This is a genomic window from Pseudomonas sp. 20-5, assembly GCF_056782835.1.
In genome coordinates this window covers 4,095,787-4,115,091 of the sequence record NZ_CM165584.1, presented here as the reverse complement: position 1 = coordinate 4,115,091, position 19,305 = coordinate 4,095,787, and the positions used below count along the sequence as shown (strand labels likewise).

At 67.3% G+C, this 19,305-nt stretch carries 21 protein-coding genes; 10 read left to right on the top strand and 11 right to left on the bottom strand.

Annotated elements, in window-relative coordinates:
- Positions 1-22 precede the first annotated feature (22 nt).
- The 5 genes from ggt to AC1RB9_RS18875 all read right to left on the bottom strand — a co-directional run bounded on the left by ggt (position 23) and on the right by AC1RB9_RS18875 (position 5,027).
- Positions 23-1,696 (bottom strand): gamma-glutamyltransferase, encoded by a 1,674-nt coding sequence (ggt, locus tag AC1RB9_RS18895; protein ID WP_003086881.1) that lies wholly within the window; start codon positions 1,694-1,696, stop codon positions 23-25.
- 77 nt (positions 1,697-1,773) lie between these two features.
- Complete coding sequence (locus AC1RB9_RS18890; RefSeq protein WP_003082761.1) at positions 1,774-2,508, bottom strand: amino acid ABC transporter ATP-binding protein; 735 nt, start codon at positions 2,506-2,508, stop codon at positions 1,774-1,776.
- Positions 2,505-3,173 (bottom strand): amino acid ABC transporter permease, encoded by a 669-nt coding sequence (locus AC1RB9_RS18885; RefSeq protein ID WP_003082765.1) that lies wholly within the window; start codon positions 3,171-3,173, stop codon positions 2,505-2,507. Before AC1RB9_RS18885 ends, AC1RB9_RS18890 begins: the two co-directional genes overlap by 4 nt.
- The gene (locus tag AC1RB9_RS18880; protein WP_003082767.1) at positions 3,170-3,916 is read right to left on the bottom strand and encodes an amino acid ABC transporter permease; all 747 of its coding nucleotides are present in this window, start codon (positions 3,914-3,916) and stop codon (positions 3,170-3,172) included. Before AC1RB9_RS18880 ends, AC1RB9_RS18885 begins: the two co-directional genes overlap by 4 nt.
- Positions 3,917-4,118: 202 nt before the next feature.
- Complete coding sequence (locus tag AC1RB9_RS18875; RefSeq protein WP_003082770.1) at positions 4,119-5,027, bottom strand: glutamate/aspartate ABC transporter substrate-binding protein; 909 nt, start codon at positions 5,025-5,027, stop codon at positions 4,119-4,121.
- 451 nt (positions 5,028-5,478) lie between these two features.
- On the opposite strand from AC1RB9_RS18875, the gene pagP reads away from it, so the two are divergent.
- The 3 genes from pagP (at position 5,479) to AC1RB9_RS18860 (ending at position 8,600) form a co-directional block, all read left to right on the top strand.
- Positions 5,479-5,937, top strand: a complete 459-nt coding sequence (pagP, locus tag AC1RB9_RS18870) for a palmitoyltransferase PagP (RefSeq protein ID WP_003082771.1) — start codon at positions 5,479-5,481, stop codon at positions 5,935-5,937.
- 95 nt (positions 5,938-6,032) lie between these two features.
- Entirely contained in the window at positions 6,033-6,827 is a 795-nt protein-coding gene (locus AC1RB9_RS18865) for an SDR family NAD(P)-dependent oxidoreductase (protein ID WP_003082773.1), read from the top strand.
- 183 nt (positions 6,828-7,010) lie between these two features.
- On the top strand, positions 7,011-8,600 hold the full coding sequence (locus AC1RB9_RS18860) for a RimK family alpha-L-glutamate ligase (protein WP_016253675.1): 1,590 nt from the start codon (positions 7,011-7,013) through the stop codon (positions 8,598-8,600).
- Between the two features lie 10 nt (positions 8,601-8,610).
- Here AC1RB9_RS18860 and AC1RB9_RS18855 read toward each other — a convergent pair whose 3' ends face one another.
- Positions 8,611-10,176 (bottom strand): aminotransferase class I/II-fold pyridoxal phosphate-dependent enzyme, encoded by a 1,566-nt coding sequence (locus AC1RB9_RS18855; RefSeq protein WP_003159884.1) that lies wholly within the window; start codon positions 10,174-10,176, stop codon positions 8,611-8,613.
- A gap of 65 nt (positions 10,177-10,241) precedes the next feature.
- A complete protein-coding gene (locus AC1RB9_RS18850) occupies positions 10,242-10,934 on the bottom strand; it encodes a helix-turn-helix transcriptional regulator (protein ID WP_003082787.1) in 693 nt (230 codons plus the stop codon).
- Positions 10,935-11,368: 434 nt separating this feature from the next.
- On the opposite strand from AC1RB9_RS18850, the gene AC1RB9_RS18845 reads away from it, so the two are divergent.
- The 4 genes from AC1RB9_RS18845 (at position 11,369) to AC1RB9_RS18830 (ending at position 14,405) form a co-directional block, all read left to right on the top strand.
- Entirely contained in the window at positions 11,369-11,707 is a 339-nt protein-coding gene (locus AC1RB9_RS18845; RefSeq protein WP_003112384.1) for a hypothetical protein, read from the top strand.
- A 182-nt stretch (positions 11,708-11,889) separates the two neighbouring features.
- A complete protein-coding gene (locus tag AC1RB9_RS18840) occupies positions 11,890-12,240 on the top strand; it encodes a YciI family protein (protein ID WP_003449526.1) in 351 nt (116 codons plus the stop codon).
- A 174-nt stretch (positions 12,241-12,414) separates the two neighbouring features.
- A complete protein-coding gene (locus AC1RB9_RS18835; protein ID WP_003449528.1) occupies positions 12,415-13,164 on the top strand; it encodes a DUF899 domain-containing protein in 750 nt (249 codons plus the stop codon).
- A 17-nt stretch (positions 13,165-13,181) separates the two neighbouring features.
- Entirely contained in the window at positions 13,182-14,405 is a 1,224-nt protein-coding gene (locus tag AC1RB9_RS18830; protein WP_003082803.1) for an RNA polymerase sigma factor, read from the top strand.
- Between the two features lie 7 nt (positions 14,406-14,412).
- Here AC1RB9_RS18830 and AC1RB9_RS18825 read toward each other — a convergent pair whose 3' ends face one another.
- The 3 genes from AC1RB9_RS18825 to AC1RB9_RS18815 all read right to left on the bottom strand — a co-directional run bounded on the left by AC1RB9_RS18825 (position 14,413) and on the right by AC1RB9_RS18815 (position 16,669).
- Complete coding sequence (locus AC1RB9_RS18825) at positions 14,413-15,624, bottom strand: MFS transporter (protein WP_016253673.1); 1,212 nt, start codon at positions 15,622-15,624, stop codon at positions 14,413-14,415.
- Positions 15,625-15,793: 169 nt separating this feature from the next.
- A complete protein-coding gene (locus AC1RB9_RS18820) occupies positions 15,794-16,207 on the bottom strand; it encodes a VOC family protein (RefSeq protein WP_003082839.1) in 414 nt (137 codons plus the stop codon).
- A gap of 36 nt (positions 16,208-16,243) precedes the next feature.
- Positions 16,244-16,669 (bottom strand): YciI family protein, encoded by a 426-nt coding sequence (locus AC1RB9_RS18815; RefSeq protein WP_003086910.1) that lies wholly within the window; start codon positions 16,667-16,669, stop codon positions 16,244-16,246.
- Between the two features lie 257 nt (positions 16,670-16,926).
- Here AC1RB9_RS18815 and AC1RB9_RS18810 point away from each other — a divergent pair, with 257 nt between their 5' ends.
- The 3 genes from AC1RB9_RS18810 (at position 16,927) to AC1RB9_RS18800 (ending at position 18,868) form a co-directional block, all read left to right on the top strand.
- Positions 16,927-17,196 carry a MoaD/ThiS family protein gene (locus AC1RB9_RS18810; RefSeq protein ID WP_003086912.1) on the top strand — a complete coding sequence of 90 codons (270 nt, stop codon included), beginning with the start codon at positions 16,927-16,929 and terminating at the stop codon, positions 17,194-17,196.
- A 20-nt stretch (positions 17,197-17,216) separates the two neighbouring features.
- Positions 17,217-18,323, top strand: a complete 1,107-nt coding sequence (locus AC1RB9_RS18805) for a WD40/YVTN/BNR-like repeat-containing protein (RefSeq protein WP_003120473.1) — start codon at positions 17,217-17,219, stop codon at positions 18,321-18,323.
- A 68-nt stretch (positions 18,324-18,391) separates the two neighbouring features.
- Entirely contained in the window at positions 18,392-18,868 is a 477-nt protein-coding gene (locus AC1RB9_RS18800) for a YbaK/EbsC family protein (protein ID WP_003086914.1), read from the top strand.
- Positions 18,869-18,883: 15 nt separating this feature from the next.
- Here the strand turns inward: AC1RB9_RS18800 and AC1RB9_RS18795 are convergent, their stop codons facing one another.
- A complete protein-coding gene (locus tag AC1RB9_RS18795; RefSeq protein ID WP_003106807.1) occupies positions 18,884-19,282 on the bottom strand; it encodes a VOC family protein in 399 nt (132 codons plus the stop codon).
- Between the last annotated feature and the right edge of the window lie 23 nt (positions 19,283-19,305).

Here is a 19,305-nt window from a genome sequence, read left to right as displayed (position 1 = left end):
CGGCGGGCCGCCCGCCGTCCTGTCAGGGTTTCACCACCAGGCCGACGCCGCGGCCACGGGGATCGGAGGCGGTCTCCAGGGCCTTGCCGTCGACGCGGATGGCCTGGATATCGCCCATGTTCCAGCCCTGGTCCTCCAGGGTGTAGCCCATCGCCTTCAGCTCCTCGGCGACCTTGCCGGCGAGCGGCGCGTAGGCGTCGTAGTAGATCGTGTCCTTGGGCAGCAACTGGTGGTGCACGCGCTGCGCGGCCACGGCCTTCTCCAGCGGCAGGTGGAAGTCGTAGATGTTGTTCAGCACCTGGAAGATCGAGGTGAAGATCCGCGAGCCGCCGGGAGTGCCGACCACCAGGCTGACCTTGCCGTCGCGGGTGACGATGCTCGGGCTCATCGAGGAGAGCATGCGCTTGCCCGGCTCGATGGCGTTGGCGTCGCTGCCGACCACGCCGAAGGCGTTGGCCACGCCCGGTTTGGCGCTGAAGTCGTCCATCTCGTCGTTGAGCAGGAAGCCAGCGCCCTTGACCACCACGCCGCTGCCGAAGTCCCAGTTGAGGGTGTAGGTGTTGCTCACCGCGTTGCCGTCGGCGTCGACGATGGAGAAGTGCGTGGTCTGGTGCGGCTCCAGGCCGGGACGGACCTTCTCGGTCGGCGAGATCGCCGTCGGATTGACCTCGGCGGCACGCTGCTTCAGGTATGCCGGATCGGTCAGGCGCGCCACCGGGACCTTGGAGAAGTCCGGGTCGCCGAGGTAGTCGGCGCGGTCGGCGAACACGCGTTTCTCGATCTCCGCCAGCAGGTGGATGTAGCGCGCGGAGTTCAGCTCGACGCCCTTGAAGTCGGCGGCACGGTTTTCCTTGATGCCCAGCAACTGGGCCAGGGCGATCCCGCCGGAGCTTGGCAGCGGCGCGGTATAGAGCGTGTTGCCCTGCCAGTCGACGCGCATCGGTTCGCGCCACCTGACCTTGTAGTCGGCGAGGTCCTGGTGGGTGATCAGTCCCTTGTCCTGCTGCATCTGTGCCACCAGCAGGTCGGCGGTATGGCCTTTGTAGAACTCGTCCGGGCCCTTGTCGGCGATACGCTCCAGGGTCTTCGCCAGGTCCGGCTGGAGGAACGCCTCGCCGGCCTTCATGTGGCCGAAGTAGTCGCCGAAGTTGGTCTTGCCGTTGAACAGGGCGACGGCGTCCTGGCGGTACTGGAACTGCTTGTCGGCGACCTTGAAGCCCTTCTGCGCGTAGCCGATGGCCGGGGTCAGCAGCTCGCTCCAGGGCAGCTTGCCGAACCGCTTGTGGGCTTCCCAGAGGCCCATCACGGTGCCCGGCACGCCGGCGGCCTTGGCGCCGACCAGGCTGAGGTTCTCGATCACCTCGCCCTTGTCGTCCAGGTACATGGTCTTGCTCGCGGCCTTCGGCGCCACCTCGCGGTAGTCGAGGAAGTACGGCTTGCCGTCCATGTACAGGGTCATGAAGCCGCCGCCGCCGATGTTGCCGGCCTCGGGGTAGGTGACCGCCAGGGTGAAGGCGGTGGCCACCGCGGCGTCCACCGCGTTGCCGCCGGCCTTGAGGATCTGCGCGGCGACCTTGGCGCCGTACTCGTCGGGCGCGGCGACGGCGCCGCCGTCGAGCGTGGCGGCGAAGGCCGAGGAGGATGCGGCGGCAATGGCGACGCCGAGGGACAGGGTTCTGAAGAGCACAGGTTGCATGGGCTTTCCCTATTTATTGTTATCGCAGGCGAGGGTGGAGCAGGCCCCCGCCGGGCGGGCCGGCGAGGGCGGGTACATCAGTGCGGGAGGATCTTGGCGAGGAACTGCTGGGCACGTTCGGAGCGGGCGCTGACGTCGCCGAAGAACTCCTCCTTCTCGCAGTCTTCCACGATCTGCCCGCGGTCCATGAAGATCACCCGGTTGGCGACCTTGCGCGCGAAGCCCATCTCGTGGGTCACGCACATCATGGTCATGCCTTCGTGGGCCAGCTGGACCATCACGTCGAGCACTTCGTTGACCATTTCCGGGTCGAGCGCCGAGGTCGGCTCGTCGAACAGCATCACCACCGGGTCCATCGCCAGCGCGCGGGCGATCGCCACGCGCTGCTGCTGGCCGCCGGAGAGCTGGCCGGGGTGCTTGTGCGCGTGCTCCTTGAGACCGACGCGCTCGAGCAGGGCCAGGCCCTTCTTGGTGGCTTCTTCCTTGCTGCGGCCGAGTACCTTGATCTGCGCGATGGTCAGGTTCTCGGTGATGCTCAGGTGGGGAAACAGCTCGAAATGCTGGAACACCATGCCGACCCGCGAGCGCAGCTTGGGCAGGTTGGTCTTCGGATCGGCGATGGAGGTGCCGTCGACGACGATGTCGCCCTTCTGGAAGGGTTCCAGTGCGTTGACGCACTTGATCAGGGTCGACTTGCCCGAGCCCGACGGCCCGCAGACCACCACCACTTCGCCTTTCGCAACCTCGGTGGAGCAGTCGGTCAGGACCTGGAAGTCGCCATACCACTTGCTGACATTCTTGATGGAAATCATACGGTTAACCTTTTCTGCAGACGTTTGACGGCGAACGAGGCGGTGAAGCTTACGACGAAGTAGACCAGGCCGGCGAAAATCAGGAACTCGTTGGCCTGGCCGATGATGTCGCCGCGCGAACGGGCCGAATTGAGGAAGTCCATCAGGCCGACGGTATAGACCAGCGAGGTGTCCTGGAACAGGATGATGCTCTGTTGCAGCAGCAGCGGGGTCATCTTGCGGAACGCCTGCGGCAGGATCACCAGGCGCATGGTCTGCCCGTAGGTCATGCCCAGTGCCTGGGCGGCGCCCATCTGGCCTTTCGGGATGGCCTGGATGCCGGCGCGGACGATCTCGCAGTAGTAGGCCGCCTCGAACATCATGAAGGCCACCAGGCAGGAGGTGAACGCCCCCACCGGGGTGTCCTCGCCGGTGATCCAGCGCAGGATGAAGGGCACCGCGAAGTAGAACCAGGTGATCACCAGCAGCAGCGGGATCGAGCGGAAGTAGTTGACGTAGAAGCCGGCGATGTTCGACAGCAACTTGCTGTGCGACAGCCGCATCAGCGCCAGCACGGTACCCAGCGCGACGCCGCCGAGGACGCCGAGGACCATCAGCTTGAGGGTCATCAGCATGCCTTCCCAGAGGCTCGGCAGGGCGGGAACGATTCCACTGAAGTCCATCATTTACCTCCTACGGAGATCAGGCCCGGTACGGCGACCTTTCTCTCCACCAGGCGCATGATCAGCATCAGGCTCATGTTCAGCGTGAAGTAGATAAGCGTGGCCAGGGTGAAGGCCTCGAACAGGTTGGCGGAGAACTCGGCGGTCTGCTTGGTCTGCGCCAGCAGCTCCATCAGGCCGATCAGCGACGCCACCGAGGAGTTCTTGAAGATGTTGAGGAACTCCGAGGTCAGCGGCGGGATGATGATCCGGAAGGCCTGCGGCAGCAGCACGTGGCGGTAGATCTGCGGCAGGCGGAAGCCCATCGCGCGGGCCGCCGAGGTCTGCCCGTAGGGCAGCGCCTGGATGCCGGTGCGCACCTGCTCGCAGACCCGCGCGGCGGTGAACAGGCCGAGGCAGACGACCACGCTGAGGTAGGCCGAGGTAGTCGGGTTGAGGTCCTGCTTGAACCAGGTCTGCAGGCCCTCGGGCAGCAGGTCGGGTACCAGGAAGTACCAGATGAACAGCTGCACCAGCAGCGGCACGTTGCGGAAGATTTCCACGTAGGCGGTGGCGATCCCCGATACCAGGCGGTTCGGCACGGTGCGCATGACGCCGAGCAGCGAGCCCAGCGCCAGGGCGATGATCCAGCCGACCAGGGCGATGGCGATGGTCCAGCCCAGACCGGCGATGTACCAGTCGAGGTAGGTTTCGCTGCCGATCCCGGTGGACTTGAAGAACACGCCCCAGTCCCAGTTGTAATTCATGTTGGGGTTTCCCCTCGGTTCAATCGGTTGCAGACACTGGCGGGGAAGGCAGGCGCTGGCGCGGCCGTGCGGGCCGGCGGCGCTGCTCTTCCGGGGGAGACGGCTGGGGAGGGGCAGGCCCCTCCCGCGTCCCCGAGGCCCCGCTGCGAGGCGGGGGCGACGCGCGAAGCGCTGGCGCTCCGGGAGGAACGCCAGGCGCTCGTTACATCTGCTCGGCGGCCTTGTCGGTCGGGCTGGCGATCAGCTTCTTCAGCTCTTCGCTCATGGGGAAGTTGAGGTTCAGGCCCTTCGGCGGGATCGGCTGGGTGAACCACTTGTCGTAGATCTTGTTGACCTCGCCGGAGGCGTAGGTATCGGTGATGGCCTTGTCGACCACTTTCTTGAACGCCGCGTCGCCCTTGCGCACCATGCAGCCGTAGATCTCGAAGGACTGCGGGGTGCCGCCGACGACCCAGTCGTCCGGCTTCTTGGCCTTGGCCATTTCGCCGTAGAGCAGCGCGTCGTCCATCATGAAGGCCACCGCGCGGCCGGATTCGAGCATCATGAAGGACTCGCCGTGGTCCTTGGCGGAGATGATGTTCATGCCCATCTTCTTGTCCGCGTTCATGGCCTTGAGCAGGCGCTCGGAGGTGGTGCCGGCGGTGGTCACCACGTTCTTGCCCTTGAGGTCGTCGAAGTCCTTGATGTTGGCGGTCTTCTTCGACAGCAGGCGGGTGCCGACCTCGAAGATGCCGACGGAGAAGTCGACCTGCTTCTGGCGCTCTTCGTTGTTGGTGGTGGAGCCGCACTCGATGTCCACGGTGCCGTTCTGCACCAGCGGGATGCGGGTCTGCGAGGTGACCAGGTTATAGCGGACCTTCAGCTCGGGGAGGTTGAGTTCCTTCTTCACCGCCTCGACCACTTTCAGTTGCAGGTCGTGGGAGTAGCCGATCGGCTTGCCCGGCTCGGTGCCGAGGTAGGAGAAGGGAATCGAAGCGTCACGGTGACCGAGGGTGATGGTGCCGGTTTCCTTGATCTTCTTCAGCGTGCCGGTGAGCTCGTCAGCGACGACCGGAGCGGACAACAGAGCGGCCACGATGGCGGTGCTCAGCAGACTGGGAGCGATACGCATGAATTTCTTCCTCGACTTGTTTTGATTTTTATTGAGCCGCGAGCGCCTGGCCTCTCCGGGACAGGGTGTTTCGCGGTTTTCCCCGGCGGGGGAAGCCACGAGAGTATCGTGCTTGCCGAATAGTGTAGTGGCAGGATGCATGCCAGCTTATGAAATCCGGTTTTTTTTAGCCTAACCGTTTGAAAGTAAAAGAAATTAAATTTGGATGAAAATGCCCCGAAATGGCCTTTCGTCCGCTCTTCCGAATATTTTCGGGGCATGGCGTTCGGTTTTCCGAACGTTTCGCCGAGGTCCGTTCTTGAGCCATTCCGGGGTTTTCTGACGGTTCGTTCAGAAATTGTTCAGGCTTCGTTCAGGCCCGATTCAGGCCGGGTTCAGCAGAATTCACGCTGCGAGGCGCAAGCCGTCACGTCTTGCCTTCCTTCCCTGGCGACGGCCGCCTGGAGTCCACATGCGCTATCTCATCCTCAGCCTGCTGGCCGTGCTCGCCGCACCTGCCTGGGCTGCCGACGACGGCGACTTCTGGTACCTGCAGACCAGCGTCTACACCCGGCATTTCAACCCGGACCCTGAACACAACAATCACCAGGACCTGCTCGGCCTCGAATACAACCGCGCCGATGGCGTGCTGGCCGGCGGTGCGACCTTCCGCAACTCGTTCAGCCAGCGCTCCAACTACGCCTACCTGGGCAAGCGTTTCGACAGTGACAGCTACCCGGTCTACCTGAAGCTCACCGGCGGCCTGTTGCAGGGCTATCGCGGCGAATACCGCGACAAGATCCCGCTGAACCGCTTCGGCGTCGCGCCGGCGATCATCCCCTCGGTGGGCGTTCGCTTCGGCCCGCTAGGCAGCGAGCTGGTGCTGCTCGGCAATTCGGCGGCGATGATCAACCTCGGCCTGCGTCTCTGAGGCCAGGAACGGGCACGGAACGCTGGCTGGTCTAGGCTGTCGTCTGTTCCCCGAGCCGCGTTCCTGAGCGGTTCGTCACTCGACAGGAGACTCCCATGCAGATCGATCTGAGCGACAAACTGGCAATCGTCAGCGGTTCCACCGCCGGCATCGGCTTCGCCATCGCCAGCGGCCTCGCCGCCGCCGGCGCCACCGTGGTGGTCAACGGACGCAGCCAGGCGGCGGTGGACCGTGCGATCGCGGCGATCCGGAACGGCCAGCCGGATGCCAGGGTGCGCGGCGTCGCCGGCGACCTGGGCACGGCGGAAGGCTGCGCGGCTTTCGTTGCGGCCGAGCCGAAGGCGGACATCCTGGTCAACAACCTGGGCATCTTCGAGCTGAAGGACTTCTTCGACATCGAGGACGCCGAGTGGAGCCGCTTCTTCGAGGTCAACGTGATGTCCGGGGTGCGCCTGGCCCGCGCCTACGTCCCGGGAATGGTCGAGCGCGGTTGGGGGCGAGTGGTGTTCCTGTCTTCGGAATCGGCGTTGAACATCCCGGCGGACATGATCCACTACGGCTTCAGCAAGACCGCCAACCTCTCGGTGTCGCGCGGCCTGGCCAAGCGCCTGGCCGGCACCGGGGTGACGGTGAATGCGGTGCTGCCCGGACCGACCCTCACCGAAGGCGTCGCCGAGATGCTCCGCGAGGATGCGCAGAAGGCCGGGCAGAGCATAGAAGAGGCCGGCACCGCCTTTGTCCGGCAGCACCGTTCCAGTTCGATCATCCAGCGCCTGGCGACGCCCGAGGAAGTCGCCAACCTGGTGGTCTACACCTGCTCGACCCAGGCCTCGGCGACCACCGGCGCGGCCCTGCGGGTCGACGGCGGGGTGCTCGACAGCCTGGCCTGACGAGCGCGCAACGCCAGCGTAAAAATGCTCCTCGGCACTCGCGGCGCGGTGCCCGGCGGCCCTGGCCGGTTGCCGCGCCGGCGTCTGGCGGCGGCGCCCGTAAAGCTTGCGTAACGAGGCGCGACAGGAGGCGCCGGCAGGTCTAGAACGGCAGGTACCGTCATTCAGAGGATACCGCCACTCATGTCAGCAGCCTCGTTAGCCACCCTCGACGGGTCGCTCCGCATGACCCCCGTCGAGCAACCCCGACCGCCGGCTCTCGCCGACCTCGGCAGCCGCCTGATGATCGTCGTCGAGCGACGCGAGGACTGGGCCTCCTACCTGCCCAGCGAGGAAGTACTCACCGCCCAGGAATACCTCGAGCAATCGGCGCGCGACCACGGCGGCCGCCGCGTGCAGGTGATCAACCTGTGCCGCGGCTACAAGTACCTCGGCCTAGGCTACTACTGTTCGCTGCTGGCCGAGGCCCGTGGCCACCGGGTGATCCCGTCGCTGCGCTGCATCAGCGAACTGGCTCGCAAGTCGGTGTACGGGCTGGCCCTGGGTGGCCTCGACAAGGCCCTGGACAAGGCGCTGTGCCGTACGCCCTATGGCGCCACCGACGGCTTCACCCTGACCCTGTATTTCGGCCATACCGAGTTCGAGCCACTGGCCGACCTCGCCCGCCAGTTGTTCGAAGCCTTTCCCTGTCCGATCCTGCTGGTGGAGTTCCGTCGCCAGCAGGGCTGGCATATCGAGGGCGTGCGCCCTGGCGTGCTGAACCGCCTGCGCAGCGACCAGGAGGACGTTTTCGCCGACGCCCTCGACGGTTTCAGCCGGCGCGCCTGGCGCATGCCGCGTTCGCGGCGGGTGGCGCGCTACGACATGGCGATCCTCCACGATCCCGACGAAGCGCTGCCGCCGTCCAACCCGCAGGCGCTGGCCAACTTCGTACGGGTCGGCGCCAGCCTCGGCATCGACGTCGAACTGATCGGACGCAAGGACTACGCGCGCCTGGCCGAGTTCGACGCCCTGCTGATCCGCGAGACCACCCGGGTCGACCACCATACCTATCGCTTCGCCGAGAAGGCCGAGCGCGAAGGCCTGGTGGTGATGGACGACCCGGCATCGATCCTGCGCTGCACCAACAAGGTTTACCTGGCCGACCTGCTTGGTTGCCGGCAACTGGGCATGCCGCTCACCGAGATCCTCTACAAGGAACGCCCGCAGGACTGGCAGCGGGTGGCCCGGCGCCTGGGCTTCCCGCTGGTGCTGAAGATTCCCGATGGCTGCTTCTCCCGTGGCGTGGTCAAGGTCAACGACGACAGCGAACTGCTGGCGGCGGCGAGCGAGCTGTTCGAGCGCTCGGTCCTGTTGCTGGCCCAGGAGTTCTTCTACACCGAGTACGACTGGCGCATCGGCGTGCTCGACCGCCAACCGCTGTACGCCTGCCAGTACTTCATGTCGCGCGGCCACTGGCAGATCTACAACCACAAGGCCGACGGCCAGGACGTCAACGGCGAGTGCCGCGCCGTGCCGCTGGAGCAGGTGCCGCCGGCGGTGCTGGAGCTGGCCCTGGAGGCCGCCGGGCGGATCGGCGACGGCCTCTACGGGGTGGACCTGAAGCAGGCCGGCGACAAGGTGCTGGTCATCGAGGTCAACGACAACCCGAATATCGATGCCGGCGTCGAGGACGGCCAGCTCGGCGACGAACTCTACCGGCGCATCCTCCAGGCCTTCGTCCAGCGCCTGGAACTCAAGCACCGTGGCCAGTTGAGCAAGGCGCTGCGCTGAACGGCGCGCCTCAGTCCGGCCGGCGCGTGGCCAGGCGCAGGCCGGAGCCGCGGGCGAGGGCGGCCGGCCTGACGCAACGGACCCGGTAGCGGCCGCGCTCATCGATCTCGATGCCCTGCAACTCGGGAGCGAAACCGGGAAAGTGCTCGCCGAAGGCCTGCAAGGCCAGCAGGTAGTCGATCAGCGCCGGCGATTCCTCGGCCACCCGTTCGCCGGGCAACAGCAGCGGCGTGGCCGCCGGATGGACGCCGACCAGGCTGGCGACCACACGGCCGCCGAGCCTGTCGATCGCCACCGCTTCGGTTTCGTCCCTGACCAGGTGTCCATAGACCGTGGCCGGCGCCAGCGCGGCGTGGCCGGCAGCCCTGGCGGCGGCGTCGGCGAGGGCGGTCAGGTGCAGCCGCAGGCTGGCTTCGTGGATCATCGCGCAGAGTTCGCGCAGGCCGATGTAGCGGTACAGCGGCGAGCTGTCGAGCAACTCCGGCAACACCTGCTTCAGCGGCGCATCGTCGTCGTGCCGGCGTTTGAATTCGCACAGCCTGTCCACCAGCGGCTGCGCGTGTTCCGCCCTGGCGCCCTGGGGAAACAGCAGCAGGAAGCGATAGTCGCCGGTGCGCAACGGGGCGATGCCGTGCCGGCGCAGGTAGCGGCAGACCACCGCGGCGGGTACTCCGAAGCTGGCCGGGCGACCGCGCGAATCGAGGCCGGGGGCGCTCAGGGCGACGCGCAGCGGGTCCAGCCGAGGACTGCTGTCGAGTGTCTCGGCGAGCCCGTGCCAGCGCTTCGCCGGCGTCTCCCGGCCGGCCTCGATGCCAGGCCCCGGGTTGCCCCGCAGTATCTCGAAGAACCACGTATCGCCATCCTCCCTGGCGAGCCGCGCAGCGGCTTCCCAGAGCGCCCGGCGAAAGGCCTCGGCGATGTCGCCGGCGTGCGCCGCCGGGGCTCCTGCGGACGTCTTGCGGTAGGCCGTGGAGAGGTCGTTCAGCGGTGTCGCCAGGCGCTCCGCGGTGCTCCCCGAGCCGATCCGCCACTGCTTGGCCGGCGCCAGGTCGAGGCGTGCGCGGCCGTTGTAGCGGGCGCTCACCGGCGTGCGCGGGACCGGCGGGGCATAGTCGCGCAGCCGCCTGGGGCCTGCCGGGGCGCGCCATTCGCGCAGGTCGCTGTCGATGCGCTCGGCGATGAAGCGTGCGGGGCCGGCGGCCAGGTTGAAGCATCCCTGGGCCTCGTCCAGTAGCTGGCTGGACAACTGCTCGATGCGCAGTTGACGAAACAACAGGAACAGCGGGATGGACGGCGCGACCTGGCGGAGTTCATCGAGGGCCGCCAATTGTGCGGCCTCGTTCTCGCCTGTCGGCTCCGCGACGAGCAGGAGGATGCCGGCGGGGTGCGCGGCGTTGCCGAGAAAATCCAGGGCGACCTTGCGGCTTGGCGCCTGGAAGAGCCGATAGCCGCGTATTTCCAGTTGTCGACAAAGCTCGGAAAGACGATTCGCATCATTGGCCGCGTTTATGTTGGAAGTGACGAGTATTGAATGACGCGAAGGATTGTTTCGAGACATGCTGTTGTCCTTGTCCATTCGAACCGCTCGGTTTCGCCGGCAAAAGCGTCGCCCGGCACGCCGAAGGCTCTCGCGAGGCGCGACTAGTGATTGATGATGTACTTGGCGCTGGCGAAGGTCGGCGGGATATAGAAGTTCCACTTCTTTTGCCGGGCGAGTGCCTTGAAGGCGCCGATGCAACTGCAACCGACCTTCTGGAAGATGTTGCTCTTGTGAAACTTGACGGTACTCAGGGAGCGGCTGATCTGTTCGGCTATTTCTTTTTCCGAGAGACCGGAAAGCAGCAGGTAGATCACGTCCCATTCGCGCGAGGTGAACAACTCCGAGGGGGGCGTGAAGGTGAAGGTACCGATGCCGTCGGTGGCGATGAAGCCGCGCGGGGCGACCGAGGTCAGGGTCTTGGCATGGGCGATCACCCCGGTGCGGTTGCCGCGCCGGTCATACAGCGGCATGCGCTCGAAGTACAGGCAGCAGGGCGCCGGATGGTCGTCCGGCCTGAGCAGCGCCAGGGCCTCGATGCGCTTGCCGGTCTGGATGACCAGCTTGTCGTGCTCTTCGATGCTGGCACTGAAGGGGGACAGCAGGGAGTTCTTCTGGCCGAACCGCGGGGTGATCAGTTCGGTATAGCGACGATTGACATAGACGAAGTTGAGACAGTTGTCTTTCACACTCCAGGCCTCTTCGCTCTGCTCCCAGGAAATGATCAGTTCGATGGGAATGTGCACCGACATGTGGTGAGTCATGTCCAGCAGCTTTTCGATATCCAATAGCGTCATTGGCTACTCCACTCATTTACATGTGGGCGGGTCTTTGAATGGAAGAAAGATGGCGAGGCGAGTGCGTGCCGGGATGTTCGTTGGGACCTGCGGAAGTTTCTCTGGCAAGTGCTATCTTCTTTTCGGTGGCGTTCGACTCCTGCGTCTGCGAAGTGTTACCGGAGCAACTACGCCGGGGCGCAATTCGATTTCAGGTTATATCCGCGACCTCATGCCCAGGCTGTACTTTTGATCGAGTTTTTTTGCGCTGTTCTAATAGGGGGCGGGCGCGTTGTTCGAAAAGTCGATTGACAGCTGACGGAGGTGGCCAGGGTCCTATCGAACAATTCCAGGAATTCCCTTTTTCCAATGCGCGATGCCACCGGTCCGTACTTCGCTCGCCGGGGCCGTTGCGCGGCTATGGTGGAAGTCCCGAGGCCTATCGAGGCTTTGTCATGTCGCGTGTGCTTTTCCTGCTCCTGGCCATGGTGCTCGCCGGCCTGGGCCAACCGACCCTCGCCGCGCCCCTGCCGGACGAGCTGCCGGCAGCGTTGCCCGCCGCGCCGCCGGTCGCGCCGTTGCCCATGGGCAGCGCGCCACAGCCGCAACCGGAGGCCGCCGAGCCGGACCTGCCGGGTAGCGACGCGGCCAGCGCCGACGGGGAGGCGACGACCAAGGACGGCTTGAAGATCGGCAACGGCAGTCTCCGCCTGCGCCAGGACGATCCCGGGCCGACCCGGGAAAGCCCGCTGCGCGATCCCCGCCTGAATCCCTACGCACCGCGTCAGCCCTGACCGACGGCCCGCGCCCGGTGGTCGGGCGGGTCTAGGCTTGTGCTGCGGTCGGCGGCGTTCCACGGCGAGCGCCGACCGTTCGTCCGCGCCGCGGGCTTTTTTCCCCGCCACTGTCGAAAGGCGCCCTCGCCGGGCGACTACCGAACGAACGGATCGTCGATCCGCACCAGGAGCCCACCGCCATGAAATACCTCTGCCTGATCTATTTCGACGAAGCGAAGCTGGCCGCCGTGCCGGCCGAGGAGCTTGCCGCCATCGTCGACGAGTGCATGACCTACTCCGACCAGTTGGGCAAGGCCGGCCACTACATCGCCTCGCACGCCCTGCAGTCGGTGCAGGCCGCCACCACCCTGCGCCACCAGGGCGGGCGGCTGGCGATGACCGACGGGCCGTTCGCCGAGACCAAGGAGCAACTCGGCGGCTTCTACCTGATCGAGGCGCGCGACCTCAACCAGGCCCTGCAGATCGCCGCGAAGATTCCGCCGGGACGGCTCGGCTGCGTCGAGGTGCGACCGGTCAAGGAATGGGAGTGAGGGCGCCCGGCGCCGGAGGTGAAGCATGTGCCCCCTGTGCATCGCATCCCTGTCCCTGCTGTGCGCCGGCGGCGCTTCGCTGGCCGGCTTCGCCCTGGCGACCGGGCGCCGGCGCCGCTGGCGGAACGACCCCGGGCAGGCTGGAAAACCGAGAATTTCCGTGGAGAATCGGCAATGAATCCTTCTTTGCAGGACCACCCGGTGAGCAGCCGGGAACAATGGCTGGACGCCCGTCGCCGCCTGCTGGCGCGGGAAAAGCAACTCACCCGCCTGCGCGACCAGGTCGCCGCCGAACGACGCGAACTGCCCTGGGTCAGGGTGGACAAGGACTACCGCTTCCAGGGCGAGCGCGGTGAGCGTTCGCTGGCCGAGTTGTTCGGCGGCAATAGCCAGCTAATCGTCTACCACTTCATGTTCGCGCCGGGCTGGAGCGAAGGCTGCGTCGGCTGTTCGTTCCTCGCCGACCACATCGACGGCGCCAACCGGCACCTGGCGCACCACGACGTCAGCCTGGTGGCGGTATCGCGCGCGCCCCTGGAAGAGTTCCAGGCGTTCCGCCGGCGCATGGGCTGGCGTTTCGACTGGTACTCCTCGTACGGCAGCGATTTCAACCGTGACTTCGGGGTGTCCTTCGACAAGGCGCAACTGGCCGCCGGCAGCGTCGACTACAACTACCAGCCGACCCCCGACGCCGGCGAGGAAATGCCGGGTGCCAGCGTGTTCCTGCGCAATCCGGCGGGCGAGGTGTTCCACACCTATTCGGCCTATGCGCGCGGCCTCGACATCCTGCTCACCACCTACAACTTCCTCGACCTGACGCCCAGGGGGCGCAACGAGGACGCGATCATGGACTGGCTGCGTCACCACGACCGCTACGACGAGGCGCCGAAAAGCGCCTGCTGCCATGCGCAGGCCAGCCATTGAGGGAGCACGGCGAGCCGTTGCGCAGCCGCATCGAGGCGCTGTACCGCGAGGAGTCGCGGCGCGTGCTGGCGACCCTTATCCGCCTGCTCGGCGATTTCGAGCTGGCCGAGGAGGCCTTGCACGACGCCTTCATCGCCGCCGTCGAGCAGTGGCCGCGCGACGGTATCCCGCGCAACCCGCGCGCCTGGCTGGTTTCCGCTGGGCGCTTCAAGGCCATCGACAACCTGCGCCGGCGAGCGCGTTTCGACGCCTCGCAGCGACTGCTCGCCGAGCAACTGGAAGAGCAGGCCGAGGCGCCGGCGGAGGAGGGCGATGCGGTGGAAGACGACCGGCTACGCCTGATCTTCACCTGCTGCCACCCGGCGCTGACCCCCGAGGCACAGGTGGCGCTGACCCTGCGCGAGGTCTGCGACCTGCGCACCGAGGAGATCGCCCGCGCCTTCCTCGCCGCGCCCAGCGCCATCGCCCAACGCATCGTGCGGGCCAAGAACAAGATCCGCGAGGCCCGGATTCCCTACCAGGTACCGACCCTGGAGGAACTCCCCGAGCGGCTGGGCAACGTCCTGCAAGTGATCTACCTGGTGTTCAACGAGGGCTACTCGGCCTCCACCGGCGCCAGCCTGACCCGCGCCGATCTCAGCGGCGAGGCGATCCGCGTCGGCCGCCTGCTGGTCGAGCTGCTGCCCGACCCCGAGGCCCTCGGCCTGCTCGCCCTGATGTTGCTGCACGACTCGCGGCGCCAGGCGCGGATCTCGGCCAGCGGCGAACTGGTGCGGCTCGACGAGCAGGACCGCGCTCTGTGGGATCGTGGACTGATCGTCGAGGGGCTCGGCCTGGTCGAGCGGGCCCTGGCCAGCCGCCGCGTCGGGCCCTACACCCTGCAGGCGGCGATCGTTGCGGTGCATGCCCAGGCGCCGCGCGCCGAGGACACCGACTGGGCACGGATCGTCGCCCTCTACGACGCGCTGCTGTACCTGGCGCCGTCGCCGGTGGTCGAACTCAACCGCGCCGTGGCCTTGGCCATGCGCGATGGCGTCGAGGTCGGGCTGGCCGTGGTCGATGCGTTGCTGGCGCGAGGTGAACTGGCCGATTACCACCTGGCGCACTCGGCGCGTGCCGACTTCTGCCGCCGTCTCGGTCGCCGCCGCGAGGCCCGCGAGGCCTACCGCGCGGCGCTGGCCCTGGCGCGCCAGGAGCCGGAGCGGCGCTTCATCGAGCAGCGCCTGCGCGAACTCGATTGAAGCCGGCTCAGGCGCCGTTGGCGCAGGCCGTACGCGCTTCGCCGCCAACGCCACGGGTGAACCACCAGAACGCCAGGGCCGCCAGGCTGATCGCCGCGCCGAGCAGGCTCACCGCGTCCCAGCCGGCCCAGGCGTACATGGCGGTGCCGGCGCTGGCGCCGAGGCCGCTGCCGGCGGCGTAGAACAGCATGTAGCAACCCACCAGGCGGCTGTGGGCGCGCGGGTCGATGGCGAAGACCAGGCTCTGGTTGAGCACATGGATCGCCTGGCCGGCGAGATCGAGCAGCAGCACGCCGAGAATCAGCGCCGCCAGCGAATGCGCGCCGAGGGCGAGCGGCAGCCAGGACAGCAGCAACAGCAGCAGGGCGCCGCCGCTGAGCGCCTGGGCGTGGCCGCGATCGGCCAGGCTGCCGGCCCGCGCCGCGCCCAGCGCGCCGAGCGCGCCGACCAGGCCGAAGGCGCCGATGGCGCTGTGCGACAGCGAATGCGGCGGCGCGCCGAGCAGCAATACCAGGCTGCTCCAGAACACCCCGAAGGCGGCGAACATCAACAGCCCGAGCAGGCCGCGCACCTGCAGCACGCGCTGGCTCGCCAGCAGGCCGAACATCGAGCCGAGCAGTTGCCGGTAGGTCAGCCCCAGTTCGTTGCTCGGCGCCGCCGGCAGTACCCGCCAGAGCAGCAGGCCGAGCCCGCCCATGCTCGCTGCCGAGACCAGGTAGACGCTGCGCCAGCCGCCGAGGTCGGCGAGCAGCCCGGCCAGGCTGCGCGCCAGCAGCAGGCCGATCACCACGCCGCCCTGCGCCGCGCCGACCACCCGCCCGCGCTCGCCAGGCGCCGCCAGCGCCGCGGCGTAGGCCAGCAGTCCCTGGGTCATGGCGGTGCCGAGCAGGCCCAGTCCGAGCAGCCCCAGCGCCAGGCCGAGGGTATCGCCGGCGAAGCCCACCAGCAGCAGCGACAGCACCAGCAGCAGGAGCTGGACGAACATCAGCCGGCGCCGCTCCAGCAGGTCGCCCAGCGGCACCACCAGCAGCAGCGCCAGGGCGCAACCGGCCTGGGTCGCGCCGAACAGCAGGCCGACCCCGGCCTGGCCGATGGCGAACTCGGCACCGAGGACGTCCAGCAGCGGCTGGGCGTAATAGACGTTGGCCACGCTGAGACCGCAGGCGACGGCGAACAGCAGCACCAGCGCGGAGGGGAGGGAGGATGGCGAGGATGGCATGCGAAGCGCTCCGTAAGGTTTCAATATGAAACTAAAGCGGAGGCTAGGAATTTTGGTTTTAAAATGCAACCTAAATTATCGCAGCAGTGCGTCTATCGATCGCGACTCGCGCACAGTGGAACGCGGGCCCGCCGCCGATTCACCTGGCGGCGGGCCCGCGTAGCGGACGCTACCGGTCCTGCTCGCAGTTGACCATCCAGGCCACGCCGAAGCGGTCGGTGAACATGCCGAAGCTCGCCGCCCAGAAGGTCGGGCCCAGCGGCATCTGGACCGAGCCGCCCTCGGCGAGGGCGTTGAACAGGCGCTCGGCCTCGGCCTTGCTGTCGACGTTGAGGCTGATGGAACAGCCCTTGATGCCTTCGTAGGGATAGGCCGGGTGATTGTCCGAGGCCATCAGGGCGAAGCTGCCGACCACCAGCCGTGCGTGCATGATCTTGTCCTTCCAGTCGGCCGGGATGTCGCCGCACTCGGGGCTGTCGCCGAACGGCAGCATGGCCTCCAGCGTGCCGCCTAGGTGCTGGTGGTAGCAGCTGAAGGCCTCCCGGCAATTACCGTTGAAGATCAGGTAGGGGACGATTTGCATGGCGCTTTCCTCGTTCTTGGCGGAGTGCGGGGCGGTTCAGTTGCGTTTTTCCAGCTCGGCGCGCAGACGCTCCTCGCGCTCGCGCAGTTCCGGGGTGAACTCCTCGCCGAAGTCCTCGGCCTCGAAGACCTGGCGGATCTCGATCTCGGATTCGCCGTCGAATGGGTTCGGGCATCGCTTGACCCACTCGATGGCCTCTTCCAGGGAGGCCACCTGGAACATCCAGAAACCGGCGATCAGCTCGCGGGTCTCGGCGAAGGGGCCGTCGATCACCGTCCGCGCGTTGCCGGAGAAACGCACCCGGGCGCCCTTGGCGCTGGGCTGTAGCCCTTCGCCGGCGAGCATCACCCCGGCCTTGACCAGTTCCTCGTTATAGCGGCCCATCGCCGCGAGCAGTTCCTCGCTGGGCATCTCGCCGGCTTCGGAAGCCTGGGTGGCCTTGACGATCACCATGAATCTCATCTGCGTTCTCCTTGTTGTTCTGCGCAATGACGGCCCGTTCTGGCCCGCCTCCCGAACTGGTCGAACGGCAGGCCGGCGGATCGACAGGCGACGGCGGTTTTTTCGCTGGCCGGGGCAGTATAGGAGGCCCGCGCCGAGCGCCCGGGATGGCCGACGAGCGTCGCTGCGGAGTGTGCCGACCGCTGGGCGGGCCGCGCCAGCCGTAGCCTGCAGGGCTTCTACACTGTTCCGGCAGAGCCATTTCCGCGAGCCTCGGCATGCCCCGTATCGTCTTCGCCCCGGCCATCCAGCGGCACGTCGCCATGCCCGCGCTGGACGTCGGCGCCGCCACCGTCGCCGCCGCCTTGCAGGCGGCCTTCGCCCGCGAGCCGCGCTTGCGCGGCTACCTGCTCGACGACCAGGGCAGTCTGCGCCGGCATGTGGCGCTGTTCGTCGATGGCGTGCAGGTCCGCGATCGCCGGGGATTGGGCGATCCGCTCCAAGACGATAGCGAGATCTACGTGGTGCAGGCGCTGAGCGGCGGTTGACCAACAGAGGAGGACATCCGGTGAGCGAGCGACTCTATGTCGGCACCCGCAAGGGCCTGTTCGAGCTGCGGCGCAACGCGGCGGGCCAGTGGCTGCCGATGGCCAGCCACTTCCTCGGCGAGCCGCTGAGCATGCTCCTCGCCGACCCGCGCGATGGCGCGCTCTACGCGGCGCTGAACCTCGGCCATTTCGGCGTCAAGCTGTGGCGTCGCGACGCCGGCGCGACGGACTGGATGGAATGCGCGGTGCCGGTCTATCCGCCGCAGCCGCCAGCGGCCGAACCGCTGGAAGGCCAGGCGGCGGAGCCACCCTGGTCGCTACAGCAGTTGTGGATCCTCGAGCCAGGCGGCGCCGACCGGCCCGGCACGCTGTGGGCCGGGACCATCCCCGGCGGCCTGTTCCGTTCCGACGACCGTGGCGCCAGCTGGCGCCTCAACCGCGAACTCTGGGAACGACCCGAACGCGCCCAGTGGTTCGGCGGCGGCTACGACCATCCCGGCATCCATTCCATCTGCGTCGACCCACGCGACAGTCGCCACCTCACCGTCGCGGTGTCTTGCGGCGGCGTCTGGCAGAGCCACGACGACGGCCGCAGCTGGACCTGCACCACCAGAGGCATGCGCGCCGACTACATGCCGCCGGAGCAGAGCGAGGAGGCGGCGATCCAGGACCCGCACCGCCTGGTGCAGTGCCAGGCGCGCCCGGAGTTCCTCTGGGTGCAGCACCACAACGGCATCTTCCGTTCCCGCGACGGCGGCCTGCATTGGCAGGGCGTGGTCGCCGAGCCGTCCAGCTTCGGCTTCGCCGTCGCCGTGCATCCGCGGCAGCCGGACACGGCCTGGTTCGTCCCGGCGACCAAGGACGAATGCCGCATTCCCAGGGACGCCCGTTTCGTGGTCACCCGCACCCGCGACGGTGGCCACAGCTTCGAGACCCTCGAGCGCGGCCTGCCCGATGGCCCGGCCTACGACCTGGTCTACCGCCACGGCCTGGACATCGACCCCAGCGGCGAGCGCCTGGCCATGGGCTCGACCACCGGCGGCCTGTGGCTCAGCGAGAACGGCGGGGAGGACTGGCAGCAGCTCTCCGCCAACCTGCCGCCGATCTACTGCGTGCGCTTCGCCTGAGCGCGCGGTGCTGGACAGCCTCGGCGCGCTTGCATAAGTTCGTGGGTTTTCGCCAAGGAGCCCACCCCATGAGCCTCGAATCCGTCCGGCGGTTCTTCGCCGAGAAAGCCCCGGACCTGCGCATCATCGAGCTGGAAACCAGCACCGCCACCGTCGCCCTGGCCGCCGAGGCCCATGGCGTGGAGCCGGGGCGGATCGCCAAGACCCTGTCGCTGCGGGTCGGCGAGCGCACCGTACTGGTAGTGGCGCGCGGCGACGCGCGGCTGGACAACCGCAAGATCAAGGCCGCCTTCGGCGGCAAGGCGAAGATGCTCGGCGCCGAGGACGTGGTCGAGCTGACCGGGCACCCGGTCGGCGGAGTCTGCCCGTTCGGCCTGGCGACGCCGCTGGCGGTGTACTGCGACGTCTCGCTGCAAGCCTTCGACGAAGTGCTTCCGGCCGCCGGGGCGGTGCACAGCGCGGTCCGCATCGCCCCGCAACGGATGGCCGAGCTGGTGGATGCGCAGTGGGTCGATGTGTGCCAGGAAGTCCTCCAGGAAGCCTGACGGCAACTGCCGGGCTCAGGCCAGATTGAGCTGCCAGGACACCCCGAAGCGGTCGGCCAGCCAGGCGAAACGCTGGCTGAAGCCGTAGTCGCCGAGCGGCATCAGGGCCTTGCCGCCGTCGCTCAGGGCCTCGGCCAGGCGCTCGATCTGCGCGTTGCTCTCGCAGTCGACGAAGAAGGAGAACGCCGGGGTGAAATCGAAGGCGTGCCGCACATGGCTGTCGATGCAATGCACGCTCTGGTCGCCGAGGCGGAACAGCGCCTTCAGCACCGAGCCCTCCGGGCCCGGCCCCTCGGCGCCGTAGCGCTGGATCTGGAGGATCTCGGCGTCGTCGAACAGTGACAGGTAGAAGTTCATGGCCGCCTCGGCCTGGACCCCCTGGAACATCAGGAAGGGTCGTACGCGTGCGCTCATCGCGGTCTCCTCTGGAAGGCTGG